Source organism: Paenibacillus sp. VTT E-133280 (assembly GCF_002264385.1).
Lineage (GTDB): Bacteria > Bacillota > Bacilli > Paenibacillales > Paenibacillaceae > Paenibacillus_AQ > Paenibacillus_AQ nitricinens.
The window spans coordinates 150,069-173,100 of sequence record NZ_NFUX01000005.1 but is presented as its reverse complement, the minus strand read 5'-3'; the positions used below and the strand labels follow the sequence as shown (position 1 = coordinate 173,100).

Genomic DNA, 23,032 nt, shown 5'->3' with positions numbered 1-23,032 from the left:
TAATCAATATGACACTAAATGGTGTCCTATTGGGTGCTGATGAAGTATAATCGGTGACACTACAGGTAATATTACGGAAAAGGTGGGGGTGGTTTTGAACGATAATAGTCAAGTGAGGGATGTTTATGACGCTGTTGCAGATCCAACTAGGCGAAAACTACTTCAAATATTGGCTGATGTTGATGAATTACCCCTACATGAAATTACGGTTCATTTTGAAATGGGTCGTACTGCAGTTTCTAAGCACTTGTCTATTCTTAAAGATGCTGATCTTGTAATTGCTCGAAAGGTTGGTAGAGAAACGAGATATAGGTTGAATGCCAATCCATTGAAAGAAATTCGAGATTGGGTATCTTTTTATGAAGGTTTCTGGAAAGAAAGAATTGATAAACTAAAACTTTTATTGGAGGAAGAACTATGAAACCAGATGTATCCTTAGATTTTCAATTTACAAGTTCAATCGAGAAGGTATGGAACGCTTTAACGGATTCAGATACACTTGCGAAATGGATTTGGAGCAATGACTTTAAACCAGTCGTAGGACATAAATTCCAATTTCGTGCAGAGCCTAATGAATGGTGGGATGGCATTGTAAATTGCGAGGTTCTCGTAGTAGAAGAGCCACATACATTATCTTATACTTGGCATAGTGCCGGAGAAGGCACTACGGTTACTTGGACTTTGAGCAAAGAGTCTGACGGTAAGGTTCATCTTCATCTTGGTCAATCTGGATTTAGTGAAGAAACCAAAGCACGTCAAGGTGCGATCGAAGGGGCTAAATATGCCTGGACGAATATGGGCAGCCAGCTTGAAAAGGTATTAGCAGAATTGTAAAATAAATCGCCAATGATTCAAAATCATTGGCTTGGTTCAAGAATAGGGCGCTTTTCTGAAATACGGAAAGTGCCCTTTTTAATGGAATAAATCATGGCAATACTATTTGAAGAGAATGGAGATGAGATGAAATCACTATGAGAATAAACCGATTAATTGCAAACAATATTAATAAATTAGATGCAGTACTACCAGTAGAGCAATCCCTAGGGATTGCAGGTTTGTCTGGTTCTGGTAAAACAACCTTTTGTCAAACCATCGGCGAAGAATCCAAGAAGCGTCTCGTTTCTTTATTGCCAAAGGCAGAATATCAGTATTTATTCCCTAACATTATGGAAACTAACTTTAGTGCGATCCAGATGGAAGAAATGCCACTTGTACTTTTTCTAGGGAGATCATCGATTTCTTCCAATCCTCGATCAACCATAGGCACACATACGGGTGTGTTTACAGAGATTCGCGTTACGCTTGCTGAACAATTCAACCTATCTCCTGAGGTATTTTCATTTAATAATGAATTAGGTTGGTGTCCGGATTGTAAAGGTCGCGGCACCACTAAAAATATCGAATGTAAAAAGTGTAAGGGTAACCGCTATAATCACGAAACTGAACAATATAAAATAAAGGTATTGAATCAAGACATGAGTATTTCCGATATCAATGACTTGAGTATTGAAACTATTTTTTCTTTGGCAGAAGTGCTGAATATTAGTGAAGGTAAACAAAACATTCTAAAGAACATAATCCATATGAATATTGGTTATTTAACCTTAAATCGCATTATGGGCACATTGTCAGGAGGAGAGTTAACACGACTTTACTTGGCAGAATTCATGGCAACCAGTGAAAATACAGTAATTATTATTGATGAAATCTCTGTGGGTCTGGATCATCAAACCCTTTTGAAAATATTAGAACAGATTAAACAGCTAGGATTTAAAAATCAAATTTGGCTCATTGATCATTCTGACACGGTATTAGATATTACGGACGAGCAATTGTTCTTTGGACCAGGTAGTGGTAAGTACGGTGGGAAAATTGTTGAAGAATCGCCACGTCCAAGCCCGATCAATGGAGACATTAATCAGGTTGCACCAACAGAATACTATCATTTTCATGATCTTTATTGCCGTAATATTCAAATGGCCGAAATTCAGATCCCCCGCAATAGAGTTGTAACTTTCACAGGTGAATCTGGTTGCGGTAAATCCACACTCGTTAATGAATGTATGTCCAAAGATTTCCAGAAGCGTTATCCCAAAGATAAACTGGTGATTGTAGGGCAAGATCGGAACCAATCGATAACCAGTCGGTCGACGGTTGCGACGTTTCTAGATATTAAAAGAAAGCTCACCAAATATAGTGAAGAGATTGATGAACTTTTCCAGCGCTCCATAGAAGATATTATTGATGAACTCCCAAATGAAGATATTGCACATAGACGCTTAAGCTTATTGATCAAGCTTGGACTTGGTTATTTAACGCTGGAGAGAAAAACACAGTCATTATCAACCGGTGAATTTCAATGTGTCCATTTAGTTTCCGAGCTATTTGCGGGTTCTAGAAACCCGAATACGCTTTTTATTTTTGACGAGCCTTCCAAAGGGTTATCACAAAATATTCTAAATCAGTTCATTGACAGCATCAGGGTTATTCTTCAGGATGAATCCGTCTCTATTATGATGATTGAACATAACTCATATATGTTAGAAAACTCTGACTTTATCGTTGATTTTGGCAAAAGACAGCTCGAACCGGTGGAGCATCTCGATGTTGTCAGCCATGAAGCGTATTATCGTCAACTTAACCGTGAAGATCATGTCGCTCCATTACAAATTCCTTCCACACTGCGGCAACAAAATGGCGTCAACTATTTAAAAGAAGATCAGATTGCCTATTTCAAAAATGCAGAAAACATCTATAAAGGTGGTATCCTAAAAAGCTTATCCTCCATGGCACGTTTGATATATGGTGAATATGAATCAGATACGATTGCACCGGTCATTGCCATTGATCTGGAAAGACATTTATATAGTCAATATACTTTTCTATATGAAATTGGTGGTTTGATCAACCATATTGTTACGGCGCATCCAACCAATAAAGATACGAGCAGCTTCGATTTCTACTATCAAGATAATCATTGTCCGTGCTGTAAGGGACGACGAGTCATTGAAAAATTTGATTTTGATGTGGTGCTTCAAGACAAAAATGTACCATTCTGGGAGGGCTTATTACATCCAGATGCAATGGATATTCTAAAATTCTATCAATTTCCCAAAATCAAATTCATCTTTGAAGAGATTAAGAATGAACTCGGACAAGATCTCAGCAAGAGCTATAATGAGATGACGGATGCAGAGAAGCATACGTTTTGGTATGGGTATTGGGAAAAGTCATTTTATGATAAAGCCAGCAAGGCAACAAGAACTTGGGAAGGTTTTAATTACATCATTGGGAACTACATGGTGATCTCGAAGGCGATCATTAAAGAGCATATTAAGCAGTCGAAAATAATGATTACCTGTCCAATCTGTAAAGGAACCGTACTGAATCATCATAAAAAGCTCAAGTTTGGCGACACGGATATCCGTGAGATTATCGGGATGCCTCTGGATCAAGTGATTGGAACCGTTGGCGAATTACAGGTGCTTGAAAAAATGAAAGCCATTGTCGGCGGTGATATGGTTCTGACAGAGGATGTCTCTCTATTGCCAAGAGAAACACAAGTCGCTCTAAAAATGCTTGAACTAGAGCTGGCAAGCTTTGCGCACTATGAAATGGTGTTACAAAATGCTTTGCCATTCTGGGGCAATATTAGCGGCAGTATTGAATCCATCAGCGTTAATAATCGGATTACAATTTGTGATTTTGACAATATCAACGAAACTAGAGAAAACATCATCGATAAGTATTTCACGAATGGAAAATACAAGAAACTGACCTATGTCTATGAAGCGTTTGGGTACAAAAAACTGGTCACTTTGATTAATAAGATAAAGGCCAGTCAACCCTGTCCATTTTGCAAAGGAAAGAAAGTCATATCAGAAGATGGACTGCATGATGGCGTTTATAAGTTAACCATTCCATGTGTTCGTTGTTATGCCAGTGGCATTAATGATGAAGGCCGGAAGGAAACGGTTGAAGGCATTGATGTGCAGACCTGGCTAACAGGTACGGTAAGTGATGTCGTGACAGAAAGCTCAAATATTGCGGCCGTAGCAGATATTCCAATCTTCAATCGTATTCGTGAGTTGAATAAACAAGAAATGATGGCCGTTTATCAATATCTTGAACAAAATAACTAAAGAAGTGCACCGCTTAGAATAGACATTGGATCAACCTCAGGGTAATTCCGATGAAATTCTAGGGGTGCATTTTTTTATGCAGCAATGAAAAGTCTTGAGTGACTATATCGTCACTTATAGTGTCACTGAAGAGTCACTTTGGAGAGATATACTAAATCCATTGACAAAATGGAGGGAATTGTGAAGACATTATGGGAGTGAAATTACGAAAAATCCTTAGTATAGGAACTATTCTTTACACGCTTTTAATTTTATATTTTTTGTTTTTTGCTTTCAACAGAGTAGCGCATCAATACAGTGAGTATGGGTATACGTTTATGTGGATTCCGGAAGGTGTCCCGCTGCTTTTTCCAAACCTTTCTGACCTCTCCTTTTCTTGGATTTATAATTTGGGGAATGTCGTTGCATTTATCCCATTTGGGATACTAATCCCATTATTGTATTCTACATCTTTTAAAAAGTTTATCCTCATGTTTATCCTTAGTATTTTCGTACTGGAAACTCTTCAATCTTTAACTTTTCTAGGTACATTTGATGTAAGTGATATCATATCCAATACTTTAGGAGCTACCATCGGATATTGTGCCTATAGGATAGGATTTATTACAACAATCACTTGGAGATCACTAGTTAAATCGGCGTTAACTGTTGTTGTTCTATTGATAGCAATCATGGGGATCTCTGAGATCATTGATTTTACTTTGGAGAAAAAGGAAGGCGTTATCCATGGACTTCAGGAGGTGAAAGAACTTACTGGAAATATGCCTATCACGCAAGATCTTCCCAGTTTAACAATCACAGGTAAGACCATAAACCCGAAAATGAACTTGTATAGCAGTGAAGGTGAGGAAACTCATCAATACAAATACATTTTGGGGGATAAAAAAGAGATATTGTTGTATCTTAACTTTGCTTTCCCTGTCAAAGATGATTCTAGCAGTGAACTAATTATTGTAGCTGATGATAACGTAATCTTTCAAACGGCTGAACAATATAGTCCGGATATTGAGCTTATAAATACTTCGTTAATTACCGTAAACGAATTAACCATTATCCTGAAAGGGAATGTGAAGTTATGGGATGTTGGTTTTAGTGAAATGAAACACTGGTGGGAATAAGAAATAACCCTTCGTTAATTTATTTAACGGAGGGTTTATTTTGTAGCCTATCCCTTATACATATTCCGATATACCGCCGGGGTGAGGTTCTCGAACCTTTTGAATATTTTAATAAAATAGCCCGTATCACAGAATCCTAAATCATCGCTCACTTGATGAATGGGGGCTTCGGTGGACTCCAGCAACTGTTTAGCCCATTCAATCTTGAGTCTGGCAACGAAGAGGGAGAAATTCTCACCTGTTTCTTTGGTGAATATGCGGCTGAAATAACTGGGGCTGATATGACAAAGCTTGGCCATCTCTTTTAGATTGAAATTTTCATTCTTGTGCGCATAGATGTAATCAAACGCAGGCTGAAGTACAGTATTTGAAGCGACGAGCCTTTGAGCTCCATTTTTCAATTTGGTCTCAATGAGCGCCCCTGACAACTCTTGCTGAAGAGACTGGATTTTGCGATAGGCCAGGTCTGTCTCTTCAACAGTTTCTGCGGAAGTAGAGGTATCCATATCTGTGGTCAGCACTCTTTTGTACAAATCGACGGTAGTACGCTTCTGGATCGCTTCTTCCACGATGTAGGTACTTAACTGAAGTAGTAGGTCCACGCACTTCGTTACTTCATCGTAGGATAAGACAGGAAGTGCCTCGTAATCCTCTTTGAGTGCTTGAAACTTCAGGTTCGACTCAACATTAGGGGGTCTAGATACAATCTGCTCCAGATGTGACACGTCAGGTTCACGAAGCTTGAGCTGTCCGGCCATAATTGCTCCCAGATATTGATCGTCAATAATAATGGGTATGGCAATATCAATAATATTGAAATGGCATAAATAAATATAAGGCTTGTTCTGGCGAACAGCTTCAATGCCGGCACGAGCATCACATTTTTGACAGTAGGGAGAGAGAGTAGAATCTTGGCGCACGCCTTGGCAGAAAGGCTGACAGAAGCTGTGCTTAGTCACGGGAACCCCTTTATAATCTACGGTAAGAATCGCCATTTTAGTCACGAGCGACAGAGAGTCCTGTAGTTTCTCCCATTTCTTCAAATCAATTATTTCTTCTAAATTAAATCGAGATTTGGACATCACGATAATCTCCTAGGAAAGTTATAGAAACATAATGAACATTATAGCGAATTTTTGTGCAAAAGGACAAGATAATACAATTTATTAATGAGAAGACAAAAAAACTCGATAAGAAAACGCTTTAATCTGATCTTATTGTTTCATGCATACCGAAATAGAGCAATCTATAATAATAACTATATACAACCTAGGAGGAATGAAAATGAGAAGAGCGTTTATCAGTCCGACGAAATATGTACAAGGTGAGAATGAACTTTTGAATTTAGGTTATTTTGTAAAAACATTCGGGGATTCTGCACTACTCATTGCCCATCCAGATGATGTTACACGTGTGAAAGATAAATTGGAGTCAACTAAACAGAAATTTAATATAACGCTTGTTGAAAGTGGCTTCCAAGGGGAATGCTCAAGACAAGAAGTCGCAAGATTACAAGCTCTAGCCAAGGAACATCAATGTGCATGTACGATTGGTTTGGGTGGAGGTAAGGCAATTGATACGGCAAAATGCGTAGCAGAAGGAGAAGCATTGATCATCGTTCCGACGATAGCAGCTACGGATGCACCAACCAGTCATTCCGCCGTCCTCTATACTCCTGAAGGGGAATTTGATGATTATGCTTACTTCAAGCAAAGTCCGAGTGTAGTATTGATCGACACCACAGTGATCGCCAAAGCACCGACAAGATTTCTTGTTGCAGGGATGGGAGATGCACTCTCCACTTATTTTGAAGCAAGAGCTACAGCAAATTCTTATTCTAACGTAAATGCCGGCTTACCTTGCGGAGTTCGTGAAGGAGTATGTGGGGAAGCTAAGGGGACAATTACCGCGCTAGGTCTTGCCAGACTATGCTATGACACTTTACTTGAAAATGGCTTCAAGGCGAAACAAGCCTGCGATCTGAATATCGTAACACCAGCTTTGGAGAATATCATTGAAACCAATATTTTGTTATCTGGATTAGGCTTTGAAAGCGGAGGTCTGGCTGCGATTCATGCGATTCATAATGGTTTAACAGCTTTAGAAGGAACACATCATTATTATCATGGTGAGAAGGTAGCCTTCAGTACAATTGCTCAGTTAGTGCTTGAGAATGCGGATCGTACTGAATTAAGAGAAGTATTGGACTTCTGTCTGTCGATTGGTCTTCCCGTGTGCCTAGCGGATATTGGAGTGGAGCAAGTCACTTACGAAGAACTTCTTGAGGTGGCTAAAAAAGCTTGTATTGCTGAGGAATCCATTCATTCCATGCCGTTCCCAATTTCAGAGGAGGCGGTTGCATCAGCCATTATGGCTGCCGACCAATTAGGCCGTCAATATAAATTAAGTAAGGAGCTTTAAGATGAAGAAAATTATGAACAAACCGGAAACGTTAGTCCGGGAAATGTGCAATGGACTTGTCTTGGTGCATCCTGAGCTGGATTTCAACGATAAATTCAAAGTGATTTCTAAAAAAGAAATCAACAACAATAAAGTTACTTTAATTAGCGGTGGCGGAAGTGGACATGAACCGGCCCATGCCGGGTTCGTAGGCAGCGGTATGCTGGATGCAGCCGTGTGTGGCGATGTGTTTGCATCTCCATCTCAGATTCAAGTCTATCAAGCGATCCGCCGTTCTGCGAGCAATAAGGGAACGCTGCTTATTATTAAGAACTACAGCGGCGATATCATGAACTTTAAAAATGCAGCCCATCTCGCAAGCGAAGACGGTATCCAAGTGGAATATGTAAAGGTGGACGATGACATTGCCGTCGAGGACAGTCTTTATACGGTAGGGAAAAGAGGGGTAGCTGGAACCGTTCTTGTTCATAAAATAGCTGGGGCTGCCGCAGAAGCTGGATTGTCTCTGGCGGAAGTGAAAGAAGCAGCTCAGCATGCGATTGATCATGTTCGGACTATCGGCTTCGCCTTCACTTCTTGCACCGTTCCTGCCAAAGGAACCCCGACGTTTCATATCGAAGAGGATGAGATGGAATACGGTGTCGGAATTCACGGTGAACCTGGAATACGCAGGGAAAAAGCCGTATCAGCGGATGAACTGGCGCAGCGAATGGTTACGTCCTTGCTAAGCAACTTGCAAATGAACGATGAGTCGCAGCAAGAAGTTGCGGTTCTGATCAATGGATTTGGTGGAACACCACTGCAAGAGCTTTATTTGTTGAATAATTCTGTGATCCGTGAATTGACGGCGAAGAATAAGCAAGTGTTTAAAGTATTTGTCGGCAACTATATGACCAGCATCGATATGGCTGGCGCATCAGTGTCGATTATGAAGCTGGATGAGACGTTGAAGAAATGGTTGTCTGCTCCGTGCGATACACCGGCATTGTCGGTTAAAGGTCCATTTGAGCCTGTGAACTATACAGAGATCATCAAGGAAGAGAAAGCAGACAGCACAGTATCCTTTAAGAATAATACGGATGCTGATGCAGCGGTGATTAAGAACAACCAGTTCTCCTTGCAAAATATCGTCTATTTGATCGATCAAATGAGTGAGCTCATTATCGAGAATGAGGTGCCTTTCTGTGAGCTAGACGCCCACGCCGGTGATGGTGATTTCGGGATGAGCGTAGCCAAAGGTTTCAAGCAGTTAAAAGTAGAATGGGAAGACATTCTAGCTCATCATCTTAACAATATCGGTGACTTCCTTGATGCGTGTTCATTGATCATCATGGAGCATTGTGGTGGAGCCTCTGGACCAATCTGGGGATCGGGCTTCCGTGCAGCAAGTAAGTCCGCGCAGCAAAAGCGGGAATTGTCTATTCAGGAGTTTGCGGATATGATGCAGGCTGTTGTTAAAGGGATTCAGGATACGGGTGAAAGATCTTTCGGTAGGGGTGCTGTCGTTGGTGACAAGACCTTGATTGATGCGCTCGTTCCGTTCGCGGATGCTTGGACCCAGAGTGCAGAGCAAGGTGAAGATATCAAGGTGGCAGCAATCAAAGCAGCAGAAGCGGCGGTGCTCGGTGCCCGGAAGACTTCCGATATCGTCGCCCGTATGGGAAGAGCAGGTACAGTAGGCGAACGCAGCATTGGTTATCCGGATGCGGGAGCTTACGCGCTTGGAGTTATTTTCACAGAGCTAGCTAAAGCGATGAAATAAGAGATGAAAGAAGCTGAATCCGAAGCTGGATGATGCAACGAAAGTTAAAAGCCGATGGAATAGAAATGGATACCCCCCTTATCCTTTAGGATGAGGGGGTGTTTGTATTGTCCGTTGCAGTTTAGCTAATGTCTCGAATATAATGATCTAAATGATAATCGTTATCATTTAATAAATGAATAAAGGTGATCTTCTCATGATAAAACACTGTACTGGGGTTTCAGTGTACCGCGGATCTGCTGTGGGTATAACTTAATGTCAAGAAAATCAATCCATAATATCTATAACGGGTACTTCAATGATTTGTTTGAGACTCCGGCTATAAGGGACACCACAGAGCGAATGCATTTCTCACAACCTAGTGACCATGGATACGTCGATAGGGTTATCACACCTTCCGGGATTGAAATTGTTGATAGTAATTACCGTTTCACTGAGGATCGTTTAGTCCGTGTTCAATCCGAAGCAGCTATGATTGAGCTAAGCTTTTGTCTACAGGGCAGTGGAGAAGTTCATGTAACAGGCAACAGTCACGAGTTGGTGCCCGACAGTTGTTCATTGCAGCTCATGCGAGATTTCCACGCCGAATTCCACTATCGCAGTGCAGAGCCCATCCGTTTACTGTCCATTGGTGTGCCGGTAGCACTGTTCGATTCGTGGATGCTGGAGCAAGAATCTACACATTCTTGCAGTTTATCCGGGCTGTTAAATACACAATCTTTTCGGATGTTCCGTATGCCGATTCTTCCAGAGACCTCCCGGTTATTGGTTCAATTGAGGGATTGCCCCTATCATATCTCGATGCGTCGGTTGTACGTAGAAGGTAAGGCATTAGAACTCCTTTCCGCCTATTTTGGCGCTTTTCTTTTTGAACAGAATCGTTCCAAACGTAGCTTGCATTTATCTCGCAGTGACCGAGAAAGCATTCGGAGAGCCAGGGAAATCATCCTTGAGCAAATGGCATACCCTCCATCGCTCATTGAACTGTCCAAGCTGGCGGGGATTAACGAATACAAATTAAAAGTTGGTTTTAAGGAAGAGTACGGTACGACTGTATTTGCCTATTTACGGAACAAGCGTTTAGAAAAAGCATGGGAAATCATGCGTTCTGGGGACAGTAGTGTTAGTCAAACAGCGACGATGGTAGGTTACAACAACTTTAGCCATTTTGCGGAGGCCTTTCGGAAGCAGTATGGAATAAATCCTTCTGAAATCATAAAAAAACGTTAGAAAACCAATAAATATCCGCCAAACCGTTATTCAATCCCTCTGCCGGTAGTACAGCCTATCAGCAGAGTGTATGATCGGACTTGCTAATAGTGAGAATGATTATCAATAGATTGGAGAGGGTTGGAAAAATGTTCAGTTTAAAACGTATCTCTTTTGTCGTAATTGCCTTATTCATGATGGTGATGTTGTACGGATGTGGGAATTCAGGGCAGGAGACTCAAGGAGAAAACGCTCCACCTGCGGTGAAATCTGAACCCGTCGCTACGAATTCTTCCGGAACACGTACCATTAAGGACGCCAAGGGAGATGTTGAAATACCGGTAAACCCGGTTAGAATTGCCGATGTATCTGGCTCAACCGAAGAACTTTTGGTGCTTGGATATAGACCTGTGATTACTGGGAATACAGATATGGCTAATTCACTGGAAATCACACCTATTCTAAAAAAAGAACTGCCGGATGTAACTCCCGCTGGATGGTTTCAAACGGAAGTGAACTTGGAAGCGATCATTGCAGCAAATCCAGATTTGATATTGGCAGGGCCTACGCAAGAGAAAATCTATGATCAACTAAATATGATTGCTCCAACAGTAAGGGTACCTTATGGCTTTAATGCTTTTAGAGAGCGCTTTGCTTTTGTTGCCGAGGTACTTGATAAGAAAATAGAAATGGATGAGTGGCTGAAAGCCTATGACCAACGCGCTCAACAGCTGCATGATCAAATCACAGAGATTACCAAAGAAGAGACGTTTGCAGTAATCGAAGCTACAGAGAAAGAAATCCGGATCTATTCCCGCACAGGTATTGCGGATATGATTTTTAATGATCTTGGATTAATCATCGCGCCAGGTACACCGGAACCAGACCCATGGGGAGGAAAAGTAACAAGTCTAGAAGCACTATCTACCTTTAATCCAGACCATATCATTTTATTATCTGATAATGACCAGAATGTTCTTGATCAAAGTAAGGTCTGGAGCAGCCTAAAAGCTGTGAAATCGAATAATATCTATCGCATGACTAGCAGACAAAACTACAATGAAGCTTTCTTTGCATTAGGGAAAGAGGCATTGCTGGAACAAATCGCTGAGCAAATCAAGGAACATATCAACAAGTAAAGCAATTCTATAAAAAAATGAGTCGCTTCAAGACACTGATTCTAAACTGGATCAGTGTTTTTTAGTTTGAGAATGACTGAAATATGAAGGTTTTTTCATGAAAATCAAAAAGTTTTTATAAGCTGTACGATTCGCTGGAAGTCAGAACTTGGATGCTGATTGTCGTAAATTTGATTTTTGGTGTATTGTTGATTAATCTGATTGGTGCGCCTATCATGGAATTGATTATGAAAAATAGCACCAAGTAAACAACAATAAATTATTGAAAAGAAGAGGGAAGCTTTATGCAAAGGATTCAAAATTCTAAGATGTATTTTATATTTATTCACATATTTTTGTTGATCTTATTGTGTACCTCGATGTATGCCTATTCTCCATGGATTCGTACTAAAGTGAAGGAAATTCTCGAGCCTGCGGACAAAGTCTATACCATTGCTCACCGTGGCGCTTCGGGATATGCTCCTGAGAATACTTTACCTGCATTCGAACTAGCTATTGATATGGAGACCGATTATATTGAGTTAGATATTCAGTTAACTAAGGATCGTGTTCCTGTTGTTATTCACGATGAAACTATTAATCGCACGACAAATGGAACGGGTTATGTTAAGAATTATACCTTAGAGCAGCTTTCGAAATTAGACGCTGGCTCTTGGTTTAACAAACAGTATCCCATGTTTGCCAGGGATCAATATGCTGGAATACGTATTCCGACTTTAGAAGAGGTATTTGAAAGGTTTGGAAAAGAAGTGGACTATATGATTGAGATTAAAGATCCCGCTTCGAATCCGAATATTGAAACTATGTTAAACGAACAAATTGAAAAATATAATCTGTCTGATCATGTTTCCGTACATTCATTTAGTGAGGCAAGTTTACGTAGGCTTCATTCGATTAACCCGGAGATTCCGCTTTATCAAATTGTCTGGTATAATATTCCGGTTTATAAAGTACCAGAATCTTTCATCAATCGGGTGAAAACTTATGCGGTTGGTATTAGCCCTAACTTTCAAAGAATAAATTCATCCTATGTCGCACAGGTGAAAAATGCTGGTCTAAAGGTGTTTCCGTACACAGTGAATTATCAAGTGAATATGGACAAAGCCGTGGTTTGGGGTGTAGACGGGGTACATACTAACTTTCCTGACCGTTTTAATGAAGTGATTAAGAATAATAAGAAATGAGGAGTTAAAAAACGAGATTTCAACTATCGGAAATTCATATGCCGAATACATCGATTTCAGAGACAGGATACCATGTTTTTGAATTTACGTCTTTAAAAAACACTTGAATTGTATAGGTACCTTTTGTATTAAACGAATAAGTAAATTCGTTAGTTTTGAACCAAAAGTTTTCTTCACTCTTCTTAATTTGTTGATTATCGATAGTTTCTGTTTTGTCAGCGGGATCAGTGATCGTAAGTTTTATATCTGAAATTTCTGTTTTTAAATGATCCACTTGTAATAAGGTTGAAAAGGCAAACCGTGCAGGGCTTTTTACCTTACCGAAAATCTCTCCATTGTTATCAAGCAATACCATGTTCACATTTGGCTTGTAGATTCGAACCGATTTACTTGTTTCATCTAAAGTGATTAAAGCAAACAAATTTTTAGAGAGCTGTTCAACAGGTAAGAGAATGTCTCCCTCGGATATTACTGCTGCCTGTTTTTGTACCACATTATTGAAATATAATGAAACTTCAGATGGGTTCGATGCGGCATAAATCATTGTTCCCGGTAGAATCATTATGCCAAGTGCTAATATAGTCAGTTTAATTATTTTTCTCAATGAAATCTCCTCCTATATTTTCATTATGTTAATTATACCCATAAGATGGAAGATAGTTTCTTTTATGCAATTAATAAAATAAAAGAGAAGGTCAGACGAGGGGATTACCCTCTCCTGACCTTTTTGATGTTAAAATTAAGGAGCGATAGCAAGTAGAAGACTGCTTCCTTTGTTCACCCTATTTGTTCACCCTAACTAGAACCCTCTCACACTGCTTGGGGGTACTTTTCTATGTTTTTTGAAAGTCCGGCTGAAATAGTAGATATCACTGAAGCCAGTAGTGGTAGCGATTTCAGAAATCGTCAACTGGCTATGCCTTAATAAATAATCTGCACGGTCTAAACGGACAGCATTTATATATTCCGATATCGTATGACCAGTTAATTCCTTGAAGAGACGGCTGAAATGGAACCGGCTTAGCCCTGTTAGTGCCGCAAGTTCGTCAACTTGAATGGGTTCCTGGTAATGGGTATCGATATAACGTAAAACAGGTGCGAAGCGTTCAACGGTTTGAATACGTCTTTCTTGCTCAGCCTGTGAGAGCACGGTGACGATATGTCTGCGCAATAACAGCGTTAGCAGGCGGTATAGCTCGGACTTGACGGCCAGCTCATATCCAAATTCGCGAAGTTCTAGCTCCCGAATAATCGTCAGCGCACAGTCAGTAATGTGCTGATCCCCACGGATATGATTACGTAACAGCAGCTGGTTCTGCTGAATCGGGGCGATGAACTTGGTTTCGGCAGCGTCGCTAACCGCACTATGCAGCAAAGAAGTATCTGCAATAATCGCATAATACAATAAATCAGAAGATGCACTGACCCCATAATGCAGCTCGTTGCTGTTCACAGCAACTAAATCACCAGCCCGTACGTTGATCGGTGTTCGTCCGCATTCAAAAACAGCCTCACCGCTTTCAATAAATAGAAACTCAAGATGCTCATGCCAATGATGCGGGAACAACAAAACTCCCTCTTGGTTGAAGCGCTGGGTATGTACTTTAATCGGAAACTCGGGATCTGGCATGTCCATGGGTTCCTGTAGATGTTTATCATAGTCCAACATTTATTGAATGCACCTCCTATAGCACAATTGTACAAATGAAACCGCAAGGCTCTGCATGGTGTTTAGGGTTGAAATCATTATAATACGAATCATAACCTATGCAAAATAAAGGAGAGAGTATTAATGGATATGATCAAAATTGGCGTAATAGGAACCGGCTCTATCTCCGGCATGCACTTAAGTTCTTATCGGAATAATCCGCAGACAACCATATATGCGGTTTGTGACCTGAATGAAGAGCGTGCACGAGCTGTTGCTACTGAGTATAACGTGGAAAACGTATACACGGATTATCGTGAATTGCTGGCTAACTCCGAAATAGATGCCGTCAGCATCTGCACATGGAACAACTCTCATGCTGAGATCAGCATCGCGGCACTTGAGGCAGGCAAGCATGTACTTGTGGAAAAGCCGCTTTGCCGCACGGTAGAAGAAGCGCTTCTGGTTCAGCAGGCAGTGGAAAAGAGCGGCAAAATTTTGCAAGTAGGCTTTGTACGGCGTTATGACTCTAATGCCCAGCTACTTCAGACATTGGTGGAGCAAGGAGAATTCGGCGAAATCTACTATGCGAAGGCAACAACGTTCCGGAGACTTGGTAATCCCGGAGGCTGGTTCAGTGATATTGAACGCTCCGGCGGCGGTCCATTGATTGATATCGGCGTCCATGTGATCGATCTATGCTGGTATTTGATGGGCCGTCCGAATCCAGTATCAGTCAGTGCCAATACCTACCGTAAGCTCGGCAATCGTTCTAATATCAAGAATCTTTCTTTCTATAAAGCCGCTGATTACGACGCAGCGAACAATACGGTAGAAGATTTAGCAAATGCACTAATTCGCTTTGAGAATGGAGCTTCGCTGATGGTTGATGTTAGCTTTACACTGCATGCCAAAGAAGACGAGCGCTCGGTGCGCCTGTACGGTGACAAGGGCGGGTTTGAAATTGATCCTGAGATAGTCATCGTCAAAGAACAGTCGGATACGATCGTCAATACCTACCCGCAGACCGATCATAAGGGGTTTGAGTTCAACAGTGCATTCCAGAATGAGATTAATCATTTTGCGAACAACATCAGCAACGGCTCTACACCGATTAGTCCTGTGCAGGACGGCGTTACAATCATGAAGATTCTCGGCGCGATCTATGAATCCGCTGCCAAAGGCGAAGAGGTGAAACTATGAAGCTAGGAATCAGTACCTACAGTTTGCATTCAGCTTTTTCAACGGGTGAGCTTACGCTTGAAGGAGTCATTGAGACGATCGCCGATCTGGGTGCGGAGCATGCGGAGATTGTACCCTTGGGCATCAATTTGGTTGAGAATCCTGAGCTAATTGATCAGATTGTACGAACGGCAGCAGGTCGTGGACTAGAGTTGTCTAATTATGCTATCGGGGCGAATTTTTCCGGGCTGGAGGCAGTGGAAAGAAAGCGGGAAGTCGAGCGGGTAAAGCGGGAAGTAGACGTCTGTGCGGCATTAGGCATTCAGCGGATGCGGCATGATGTAGCCTCGTCAAATGATCTATCAATTACGCACTTTTTGGAAGAGCTTCCAGATTTGGCTGAAGCCTGTCGAGAAATTGCTGATTATGCCGCAGGTTTGGGCATCACGACCAGTGTGGAGAATCATGGCTACTTTATTCAGCACAGCGATCGTGTACAGGCGTTGGTTCACGCAGTAGGAAGAGATAACTTCCGTACAACACTCGACATTGGTAACTTCCTGTGCGCCGATGAGAATCCGCTTATTGCTGTGACTAACAATATTAAGCTTGCTTCGATGGTACATTTCAAAGATTTCTATATTCGTCCGCAGGATCGCCAGCCTGGCGAAGGCTGGTTCCAGTCTACTGGTGGGAACTGGTTGAGGGGGGCCATCGTTGGTCAAGGAGACATTGATATGCCGAGAGTCATTCGAACCGTTAAGGAAAGCGGTTACGACGGATATATCTCTGTAGAATTTGAGGGAATGGAAGAGTGCCGTAAGGGGACGAGACTTGGGTTGGAATACATTAAGCGTGTTTGGAACCAAATCTAATTCATTTTAAAGGAGGATTATTACAATGGTTAAACCAATTATCACTAACAAAATCGGCGTTATCGTAGACAGTTTTCAGGTCGGAGTAAAAGAGGGTTTGCGCAAGGCAAAAGAAGCAGGGGCTGATGGCGTTCAGATTTACGCGGTGCAAGGTGAATTTGATCCCGCTAACCTATCTCCGTCAGCACGCCGTGAATGGAAGGAATACATCGCTTCACTGGGTCTCGAAATCTCTGCCCTCGTTGGAGATTTAGGCGGACATGGCTTTCAGGACCCTGCACAGAACCATGCCAAAATCGAAAAGTCCAAACGCATTATGGAGCTGGCCAAGGAGCTAGGTACAGATATAGTCACTACACACATCGGTATTGTTCCCTCTGACAAAAACAGTAAAATTTATGAAACCATGCACATCGCCTGTGAGGAACTAAGCAGATACGCGCATGAGATGAATTCTTACTTTGCGATTGAGACTGGGCCAGAACCCGCTGCGCGTCTGAAGACGTTCCTCGACGGTTTGGGTTCCAAAGGGGTTTCTGTTAATTTTGATCCGGCCAACATGGTGATGGTGACTGGTGATGATCCCGTGCAAGGTGTTCATACACTAAAAGACTACATTGTACACACCCATGCTAAAGATGGTCTCAAACTTGCCGATATCGATCCGCGCGATGTTTACGGTCAATATGGTTATGAAGCACCAGCATTAGACCATGAGAAGATAGCTGAAATGGCCGACACCGGCACAGCTTTTCGTGAAGTTCCGCTCGGAGCGGGCTCTGTTGACTGGAACAACTATCTGCAAGCGCTGAACGACATCGGTTATACAGGATTCCTGACCATAGAACGGGAAGTTGGCACTAATCCAGAGGAAGATATCCGTCAGGCTGTGAATTTTTTAAAGGGCTTTCGGGTCTGAACACGTAGTGATAAAGATTAAATAGTTCATCCAGCCTTTGGGATAAAAGAGAAGCTGCCTTACAGGAAAACAGGCCTGTACGGTGGCTTTTTGCAACTTTATCCTCTATTTGACGTTAAAGAAGAGAGAATACGAAGGGGGAGCCTATATGAAAAGGATAAATCTACTAGCCCTTTTAGCAGTCATTTCAGTAATCATTGTTGGATGTATCAATACAGGGAATAAGGATAAAGCGAATCAAACAATGATCGATCTAAGCGCTGTTCATTCCATAACAATTCAGAACGACAGCGGTGAATCGATGACCATAACGGACAATAATTTAATAGAACAATTCAATGAAGCTATACATACTGCTGAGTATGACAGCGCTAAGCTTGATATTGCTACACCTGATTATGAAGCCATTGTTGAATTGAAGAATAAAGAAAACGCAAAATTCTCATTCTGGATCTCTGGCGAGAATAATGGTCTTATCACCAAATCTGGACAAAATGGGCATTACAAGTTGCCGGAAACAGAAAAAGCAGTATTGCTTCACTTATTTCAATCAAATGATCAACAAGCAGAAACCGATAATCTAAAGATCGATGAGGACATTAAGCGAATTACAATAGCGGACTCTCTAGCACATGGTTCTGTGAATGCTAACATAAAGGAAGAATACATAGATCATGAAACCATAGAAATTTTCGTCCGAGCCATCCGTAACGCTGTACAAATACCAGGGAATTTAAATACCGCAACGCCTAACTACGATATTGTTCTAATTTCAGATAATAATAAATATGCCTTTCATTTATGGATTAACGAATCAAGCGAGCAAGGCATGTTAATGAATGTGAATGAGACGAGCACAGGCTACACGCTTACTAAGGAATCAACTGCCGAGTTAAAAAAAATTACGTTTATGGATTCAACATTTAAGGGGCTGGAGTTTAATGCAGTACGGAGCTCAAATGGAGATCTGGTGGCTAAACCAATGGGCATATCCGAAAATAACTATATATTAAACGGTGGAGCAGTAGTTGAGCTGCAGGGAATCACATACCACACCATTCATTTTTTCTATGGAGATCACAATGCAATCAATGCTTTGCTAGCCCATGATCCTGCTACGGATGAGGTTAAGGTGAAATGGAGCGATGAGCTGAACGATTCCAATAATCGTTGGAACAATGCCTTTATGAACAACTATAATATGCTAATCCCGTTGGACGGGGATCATCTATTATTTCTGGAATCGGATCTGACGAAAGAAGCTGGGGAATATCATTTGTCCTCATACAATGTTGTTACAGGAAAAATCGAACGTCTTCGGGAAGACTTTTGGCCGCTTTCTGATGATTATGATTACATTTATAAATTTCAATGGAAAGCTGATGAGCAAAAATTGTTTATGCAGAGTTACCTCGGTAATGTATGGATCTTTGATCTGAAGAAAGGACAGGACGATGTCCATCTTCTGAAATATCGCGTAATCCCTCATTCGACGACTGGGGCGCCATCCCTATTTCTTTCACCAACCTTTAAGAGATTTGTACATGATGATGAGAGCGGGCAATTAACCTTTTACGATAATAAAGGAGCTTCGCTACATACTGTACCGTTACCACAAGAGCGATATGTACCTTCTGAGAAAATAAAGTGGAACCCGGCGGGCACGATTGCTTGGATGGATACAGCAGAGGTCAACCAAAACCGAATCCATGACATCGATATCGATTATTTGAAAATCGCTCCACAAATAATTAATTTTTATAATCAGGATGGGCTTCCCATCTGCTCTATTAAGACTGAAAGCGACCATGAAGATGCAGCGGTTGAAGTTGTAGGATGGATGGATGCTAATATAGCCGTGATGAAGTCCTATTCTGTAGAACTTTTGTACAAGGATACTATAGGGCTGAAGGTTAAGAATGTTTCTTATTATCTCTATGATGTAAAAAAGAAGCAGAGGGGGGCCAGTATTTCGTCCATCCCCTCCAGCGCAACCGTTACGCCAGATCATCAAATGGGCGATGCCGATAATGAAGGGAATATCACTGTGAGTTTTAAAGAAATTACCTATAAAAAAGGAAATTAAATGAGCCTCGGAAGCTCGCTGCAATGATCACATAAGATCATTGGGAAGCTTCCCGAGGCTTCTTTTTTATAATTTCAAGACAATGCTTAAGAATACGTTATATTCATCGGGTTAATCTGTACCCGAATTTTATAATTAGCCTGCTGTAGTTCGGGCGGAAGTCAGTAGGTCTAGCCGGAAACCCTGTACCAGGGTTTCGCCGTTCATAAGATCGGTCTCATACGCCCGTTTGAAGCCTAAGCGATAGTAGAGCTTAATTGCTGAAGCCATCATTTCTGAGGTATGCAGATTCAAAGTGGTGGCACCCAACTCGCGAGATCTCCTTGCAGCTTCATCAATTAGATGGGTTGCAACACCGAGACCGCGAACGGATGGGGATACGGCAAGTAAGCGCAGGATAGGGGAGTGAATGCCTAGCTCAGGTTTACCGTATGCCGTTTCCGAGGAGCTGAACAAGAGTGCGCTACCAATGATTTTCTTGTCGATTTCAGCGATGATCCGCACGATCGGGGCATCGCCATGGACAGATTCAAGAAGTGATTTCTGGTAAGCTAGCCACAACGGCTCGGGCATGATCTCGGAATATTGGTGGTAAGCGTCCAGTATCACTTCAGCGATGGCATCGCGGTCCTTATTCTCAGCTTCACGGATAATAATCTTTTGTGACATATTCTCGGGATCCCCTTTCAGTCCAATGTATTAGTTCATAAGAATGAAGTCATTATAAACGATAATTCCGAGTTATATAAGGGGTATTTTATAATTTTGATATATGAATAGAAAAGCTCTATATGAAATAAACATAACGTTTGATTCGAAATCCGATTGATTTACACGGAATTTAAGTTGACAAAAAATGGGGACGTGAATAAGATATAAACAAAATCTATAGGAAAGCATCGTCATATTTCATTGTTTTTACATCGGAATAGTAAAGTTAATATTTGTTTAGGGGGATTAGGGATGAACATTGAAAATATTGAGGCTTTTGTCTACATCAACCATTATGGAAGCTTCAATAAAGCGGCCGAAGTCCTATATATCTCTCAGCCGACAGTTACGGCACGGATTCAATCGCTCGAAAGGGAATTGGATTGCAGAGTGTTTGATCGGTTAGGTAAGCAGATTAGCCTAACGGATAAAGGAAAGCAATTTCTTCCCTATGCCCAGCAGATTCTTCAGATCTATCAGAACGGTAAATATCAGGTGCAGGCCAAGGGGCATATTCCAAATGAACTGAGGATCGGCAGTACTGTTTCGGTTTCCAATTATTTAATGCCGCATCTGATGCTTCATTTGAAGCGCAGGTATCCGCATATCACAATTAAGCTGACGACAGCTTCTACAGAAGTATTGATTGATAAGCTGAAATCGAAAGAGCTAGATCTGGCTTTTATCCGTAAGGTCGTAAATCCGGCTATTCAAGCTTTTCCTTTCTGCGAAAATCCCATCTCTCTGTATGTACAGGAGGGACATCGCTTAGCTAAGGTACAACGCGCTTCGCTGGAGGATATCCGTCAGGAGACGTTGGTCTTTTTTGAATGCGGGTCTTTGGATTGGATGCGGCTGCATCGTGTATTTGAGAGCATGGAACAGCCGCCGAAGATTGAATATCAGGTGGATAACCTGGAGACAGCCAAGAAGCTGGTGTTGAAAAAAGCAGGCATCTGTTTCCTTCCGGCACTTAGTGTGCAAGAGGAAGTAGCGGCAGGGACGTTAGTACGGGTGGATATTGCGGAGACGGAAGGCATCTCCTTACGAACCAGCCTGATTTCATTAAATGGGGAGAACGCTGAATTCATAGAAACTCTTCTTGAACTCGGTATTGGTAAAACAGGAGATCGACTAATTGTATAGATGTATTAAAAAACTCTATTAGCGCATGGTCACATGCAGTGATAAAGTTAATTGCATATAATGTTGACTATTTCTATAGGAATTATAAATTTAATTTTGGAAGGATGGAGGGCTTGCGATGAGTGAGACATACAGATTGGCAGAACTGAAAGATGCGGAGAATTTACTAGAGGTTACATATCGTGCGTATGAGCTGATTCGCGAGCTCGGGCTGCATTGGCCGGCGGCTACAGCTGACTTGGCACTTATTGAAGACAATATTGCTACGAATGAGTGTTATGTGCTGGAAGTTGATGGAACGATAGTTGCGACGATAACACTTTCAAAAGAAGAAGAGATGAAGAAGATTAGCCCACTGCCTTTTATTAAATGGTTTGCTGCTCATCCGGATTACAGTAACAGAGGTTATGGTGGAAAGCTTATGAATTGGGTGGAAGAGCACATTATTGCTGGACAATTGGGTTCGGCTGCGGTCACGCTGGCAACGGCTAAGAAGCACCCATGGTTAGTTCAAATGTATGAACGCCGGGGGTATGAACGGTTTCTGGAACTGGATCAGCAGAATGGTGACGGCATTATGTATCTGATGAAAAAAACACTCATAAATAAACCACAATTCATTCAAAGGGGATAGAACAATGAAAAAGTCCATTTCATTAGTAATTGCATCGTTATTGACACTGGCGATAGCAGGTTGCGGAAATAACAGCACGAACAGCAGCCAGAATGGAAATGCAGCCGAAGCTTCGGCAACGGCAAATGGTTCGACAAAGGTAACTAAGATCATCGTAGGCACGGGTACTGCTTTTCCGAAGGTCTGCTTCATAGATGAGAACGGCAAGCTTACCGGCTTTGATGTGGAACTGCTCAAAGAAATCGATAAGCAGCTGCCTGAATATGAATTTGAGTTTCAAACCATGGATTTCAGCAATTTACTGCTGAGTCTGGAAACTAAAAAAATCGACCTGGTTGCCCATGTCATGGAGAAAAATCCGGAGCGGGAGTTGAAATATTCTTTTAACAAAGAAGCCTATGCCCACTGGAGAAACCGCATCGTAGTGGCGAAGGATAATGATTCAATCCAATCACTGGATGATCTCAAAGGAAAAAAGGTGTTAGTCGGTGCGACAAGCGCACAAGCGCAAATTCTGGAGAACTACAATAAAGAGCATGACAATGCGATTAATATCGTGTATCAGAACGGTGCAGCGAATGATACCGTCGCACAGATTAGTACTGGGCGTGTGGACGCTACGCTGGCTGCAGATTTTGTACTCCCGATCATTGATCCGCAGAGTCAGCTAAAAGCAACGGGCGACGAGCTGTCCTCTGCGGACATTCTCTATGTTTTCCGTAAGGATGATGCCGATTCACAAAAGCTGTCAGATGCGATTGACAGTGCGATTAAAGAGCTGAAGACGGATGGAACACTGGGTAAGCTGAGCACGGAATGGCTGGGTGCGGATGTTACAGCGGATTCGGTTAAATGA

20 protein-coding genes are annotated in these 23,032 nt (G+C 41.8%); 16 read left to right on the top strand and 4 right to left on the bottom strand.

The annotated features are described in order from the left end of the window. Positions 1 to 88: 88 nt before the first annotated feature. The 4 genes from CA600_RS04090 to CA600_RS04075 all read left to right on the top strand — a co-directional run bounded on the left by CA600_RS04090 (position 89) and on the right by CA600_RS04075 (position 5,260). Positions 89 to 421 carry an ArsR/SmtB family transcription factor gene (locus tag CA600_RS04090; protein ID WP_373455873.1) on the top strand — a complete coding sequence of 111 codons (333 nt, stop codon included), beginning with the start codon at positions 89 to 91 and terminating at the stop codon, positions 419 to 421. Beyond that, entirely contained in the window at positions 418 to 834 is a 417-nt protein-coding gene (locus CA600_RS04085; RefSeq protein ID WP_094869048.1) for an SRPBCC family protein, read from the top strand. The genes CA600_RS04090 and CA600_RS04085 overlap by 4 nt, the downstream gene beginning before the upstream one ends. A 137-nt stretch (positions 835 to 971) precedes the next feature. Continuing rightward, a complete protein-coding gene (locus CA600_RS04080) occupies positions 972 to 4,142 on the top strand; it encodes an ATP-binding cassette domain-containing protein (protein ID WP_094869047.1) in 3,171 nt (1,056 codons plus the stop codon). A 191-nt stretch (positions 4,143 to 4,333) separates the two neighbouring features. Then, positions 4,334 to 5,260 (top strand): VanZ family protein, encoded by a 927-nt coding sequence (locus CA600_RS04075; protein WP_094869046.1) that lies wholly within the window; start codon positions 4,334 to 4,336, stop codon positions 5,258 to 5,260. A gap of 47 nt (positions 5,261 to 5,307) precedes the next feature. Here CA600_RS04075 and CA600_RS04070 read toward each other — a convergent pair whose 3' ends face one another. After that, complete coding sequence (locus tag CA600_RS04070; protein ID WP_094869045.1) at positions 5,308 to 6,342, bottom strand: PocR ligand-binding domain-containing protein; 1,035 nt, start codon at positions 6,340 to 6,342, stop codon at positions 5,308 to 5,310. Between the two features lie 202 nt (positions 6,343 to 6,544). On the opposite strand from CA600_RS04070, the gene CA600_RS04065 reads away from it, so the two are divergent. The 5 genes from CA600_RS04065 (at position 6,545) to CA600_RS04045 (ending at position 12,975) form a co-directional block, all read left to right on the top strand. Next, the gene (locus CA600_RS04065; protein WP_094869044.1) at positions 6,545 to 7,681 is read left to right on the top strand and encodes a glycerol dehydrogenase; all 1,137 of its coding nucleotides are present in this window, start codon (positions 6,545 to 6,547) and stop codon (positions 7,679 to 7,681) included. Between the two features lies 1 nt (position 7,682). Continuing rightward, entirely contained in the window at positions 7,683 to 9,443 is a 1,761-nt protein-coding gene (gene dhaK / locus CA600_RS04060) for a dihydroxyacetone kinase subunit DhaK (RefSeq protein WP_094869043.1), read from the top strand. A 255-nt stretch (positions 9,444 to 9,698) separates the two neighbouring features. Continuing rightward, entirely contained in the window at positions 9,699 to 10,673 is a 975-nt protein-coding gene (locus CA600_RS04055; RefSeq protein ID WP_094869042.1) for a helix-turn-helix domain-containing protein, read from the top strand. Positions 10,674 to 10,801: 128 nt separating this feature from the next. Then, the gene (locus CA600_RS04050; RefSeq protein WP_094869041.1) at positions 10,802 to 11,791 is read left to right on the top strand and encodes an ABC transporter substrate-binding protein; all 990 of its coding nucleotides are present in this window, start codon (positions 10,802 to 10,804) and stop codon (positions 11,789 to 11,791) included. Between the two features lie 284 nt (positions 11,792 to 12,075). Continuing rightward, on the top strand, positions 12,076 to 12,975 hold the full coding sequence (locus CA600_RS04045) for a glycerophosphodiester phosphodiesterase (protein WP_094869040.1): 900 nt from the start codon (positions 12,076 to 12,078) through the stop codon (positions 12,973 to 12,975). 34 nt (positions 12,976 to 13,009) lie between these two features. On the opposite strand, the gene CA600_RS04040 is transcribed toward CA600_RS04045, so the two are convergent. Both CA600_RS04040 and CA600_RS04035 read right to left on the bottom strand, forming a co-directional pair. Next, positions 13,010 to 13,579 (bottom strand): hypothetical protein, encoded by a 570-nt coding sequence (locus CA600_RS04040; protein WP_094869039.1) that lies wholly within the window; start codon positions 13,577 to 13,579, stop codon positions 13,010 to 13,012. A 195-nt stretch (positions 13,580 to 13,774) separates the two neighbouring features. After that, positions 13,775 to 14,644, bottom strand: a complete 870-nt coding sequence (locus tag CA600_RS04035) for an AraC family transcriptional regulator (protein WP_094869038.1) — start codon at positions 14,642 to 14,644, stop codon at positions 13,775 to 13,777. A 123-nt stretch (positions 14,645 to 14,767) separates the two neighbouring features. On the opposite strand from CA600_RS04035, the gene CA600_RS04030 reads away from it, so the two are divergent. From CA600_RS04030 to CA600_RS04015, 4 genes are all read left to right on the top strand, one after another. After that, positions 14,768 to 15,826 carry a Gfo/Idh/MocA family protein gene (locus CA600_RS04030; RefSeq protein ID WP_094869037.1) on the top strand — a complete coding sequence of 353 codons (1,059 nt, stop codon included), beginning with the start codon at positions 14,768 to 14,770 and terminating at the stop codon, positions 15,824 to 15,826. Beyond that, positions 15,823 to 16,680 (top strand): sugar phosphate isomerase/epimerase family protein, encoded by an 858-nt coding sequence (locus CA600_RS04025; RefSeq protein WP_094869036.1) that lies wholly within the window; start codon positions 15,823 to 15,825, stop codon positions 16,678 to 16,680. The genes CA600_RS04030 and CA600_RS04025 overlap by 4 nt, the downstream gene beginning before the upstream one ends. Before the next feature lie 25 nt (positions 16,681 to 16,705). Then, positions 16,706 to 17,599, top strand: coding sequence for a sugar phosphate isomerase/epimerase family protein (locus CA600_RS04020; RefSeq protein ID WP_094869035.1), 894 nt, complete (start codon positions 16,706 to 16,708; stop codon positions 17,597 to 17,599). 148 nt (positions 17,600 to 17,747) lie between these two features. After that, positions 17,748 to 19,685, top strand: a complete 1,938-nt coding sequence (locus CA600_RS04015; RefSeq protein WP_094869034.1) for a hypothetical protein — start codon at positions 17,748 to 17,750, stop codon at positions 19,683 to 19,685. Positions 19,686 to 19,820: 135 nt separating this feature from the next. Here the strand turns inward: CA600_RS04015 and CA600_RS04010 are convergent, their stop codons facing one another. Further along, complete coding sequence (locus CA600_RS04010; protein WP_094869033.1) at positions 19,821 to 20,354, bottom strand: GNAT family N-acetyltransferase; 534 nt, start codon at positions 20,352 to 20,354, stop codon at positions 19,821 to 19,823. Positions 20,355 to 20,648: 294 nt separating this feature from the next. Here CA600_RS04010 and CA600_RS04005 point away from each other — a divergent pair, with 294 nt between their 5' ends. The 3 genes from CA600_RS04005 (at position 20,649) to CA600_RS03995 (ending at position 23,032) form a co-directional block, all read left to right on the top strand. Then, positions 20,649 to 21,542, top strand: coding sequence for a LysR family transcriptional regulator (locus CA600_RS04005; RefSeq protein WP_094869032.1), 894 nt, complete (start codon positions 20,649 to 20,651; stop codon positions 21,540 to 21,542). Between the two features lie 118 nt (positions 21,543 to 21,660). After that, positions 21,661 to 22,176 carry a GNAT family N-acetyltransferase gene (locus CA600_RS04000; protein WP_094869031.1) on the top strand — a complete coding sequence of 172 codons (516 nt, stop codon included), beginning with the start codon at positions 21,661 to 21,663 and terminating at the stop codon, positions 22,174 to 22,176. A gap of 4 nt (positions 22,177 to 22,180) precedes the next feature. Further along, complete coding sequence (locus CA600_RS03995) at positions 22,181 to 23,032, top strand: transporter substrate-binding domain-containing protein (RefSeq protein ID WP_094869030.1); 852 nt, start codon at positions 22,181 to 22,183, stop codon at positions 23,030 to 23,032.

What these genes read in the sequence shown, in the direction of transcription:
- CA600_RS04085 (WP_094869048.1), top strand. Translation starts at nt 418, where the DNA reads ATGAAACCAGATGTATCCTTAGATTTTCAATTTACAAGTTCAATCGAG.
- CA600_RS04080 (WP_094869047.1), top strand. Translation starts at nt 972, where the DNA reads ATGAGAATAAACCGATTAATTGCAAACAATATTAATAAATTAGATGCA.
- CA600_RS04075 (WP_094869046.1), top strand. Translation starts at nt 4,334, where the DNA reads ATGGGAGTGAAATTACGAAAAATCCTTAGTATAGGAACTATTCTTTAC.
- CA600_RS04070 (WP_094869045.1), bottom strand. Translation starts at nt 6,342, where the DNA reads ATGTCCAAATCTCGATTTAATTTAGAAGAAATAATTGATTTGAAGAAA.
- CA600_RS04065 (WP_094869044.1), top strand. Translation starts at nt 6,545, where the DNA reads ATGAGAAGAGCGTTTATCAGTCCGACGAAATATGTACAAGGTGAGAAT.
- dhaK (WP_094869043.1), top strand. Translation starts at nt 7,683, where the DNA reads ATGAAGAAAATTATGAACAAACCGGAAACGTTAGTCCGGGAAATGTGC.
- CA600_RS04055 (WP_094869042.1), top strand. Translation starts at nt 9,699, where the DNA reads ATGTCAAGAAAATCAATCCATAATATCTATAACGGGTACTTCAATGAT.
- CA600_RS04050 (WP_094869041.1), top strand. Translation starts at nt 10,802, where the DNA reads ATGTTCAGTTTAAAACGTATCTCTTTTGTCGTAATTGCCTTATTCATG.
- CA600_RS04045 (WP_094869040.1), top strand. Translation starts at nt 12,076, where the DNA reads ATGCAAAGGATTCAAAATTCTAAGATGTATTTTATATTTATTCACATA.
- CA600_RS04035 (WP_094869038.1), bottom strand. Translation starts at nt 14,644, where the DNA reads ATGTTGGACTATGATAAACATCTACAGGAACCCATGGACATGCCAGAT.
- CA600_RS04030 (WP_094869037.1), top strand. Translation starts at nt 14,768, where the DNA reads ATGGATATGATCAAAATTGGCGTAATAGGAACCGGCTCTATCTCCGGC.
- CA600_RS04025 (WP_094869036.1), top strand. Translation starts at nt 15,823, where the DNA reads ATGAAGCTAGGAATCAGTACCTACAGTTTGCATTCAGCTTTTTCAACG.
- CA600_RS04020 (WP_094869035.1), top strand. Translation starts at nt 16,706, where the DNA reads ATGGTTAAACCAATTATCACTAACAAAATCGGCGTTATCGTAGACAGT.
- CA600_RS04015 (WP_094869034.1), top strand. Translation starts at nt 17,748, where the DNA reads ATGAAAAGGATAAATCTACTAGCCCTTTTAGCAGTCATTTCAGTAATC.
- CA600_RS04010 (WP_094869033.1), bottom strand. Translation starts at nt 20,354, where the DNA reads ATGTCACAAAAGATTATTATCCGTGAAGCTGAGAATAAGGACCGCGAT.
- CA600_RS04005 (WP_094869032.1), top strand. Translation starts at nt 20,649, where the DNA reads ATGAACATTGAAAATATTGAGGCTTTTGTCTACATCAACCATTATGGA.
- CA600_RS04000 (WP_094869031.1), top strand. Translation starts at nt 21,661, where the DNA reads ATGAGTGAGACATACAGATTGGCAGAACTGAAAGATGCGGAGAATTTA.
- CA600_RS03995 (WP_094869030.1), top strand. Translation starts at nt 22,181, where the DNA reads ATGAAAAAGTCCATTTCATTAGTAATTGCATCGTTATTGACACTGGCG.